The organism is Collinsella sp. AM20-15AC, assembly GCF_003471405.1.
GTDB lineage: Bacteria > Actinomycetota > Coriobacteriia > Coriobacteriales > Coriobacteriaceae > Collinsella.
The window spans coordinates 1-467 of sequence record NZ_QRJA01000066.1; the positions used below are offsets into that span (position 1 = coordinate 1).

Genomic DNA, 467 nt, shown 5'->3' on the forward strand with positions numbered 1-467 from the left:
CGCCGCCCGCACGTCTTCTACGAGGCCCGCGCCGCGCAGCTGTGCGCGGACTCGGTCCTCGTCTCGTCGAGGCGCGGGATAGACGCCGACGAGCCCGCCGCGGCCGCGGCGCTCGCCCTCATCCGCGACGGCCTGGGCCGTGGGCTGTCGCCCGAGCAGCTGTCCGCCCGCAACGGCGGGCCCGTGGACCTGTCGCCCTCGACGATCTACCGCTGGGTCGCGGCGGGCTACGACGGCATGACCAACATGGAGCTCAGGCGGAAGGTCGGCTACAGGCCCAGGTCGCACCGGGCCCCGAAGAGGGCGACGCCGCACTCGCCCCGCAGGTCGCACGCCGCGTTCCTCGCCCTCGGCGAGGACGCGTGCGCCGCGGCCTGGGAGATGGGCACCGTCGAGGGGGCCCGGGAGGACGGCGCCTGCCTGCTCACGCTGCTGCACCGCCCCAGCAGGCTGCAGCTTGCGCTGCC

The 467-nt window shown here is 76.0% G+C and carries 1 pseudogene; it reads left to right on the top strand.

Annotation, left to right across the window (positions count from 1 at the left end):
* Nucleotides 1–467, top strand: a pseudogene (locus DW233_RS10375) (IS30 family transposase); the annotation flags it as partial.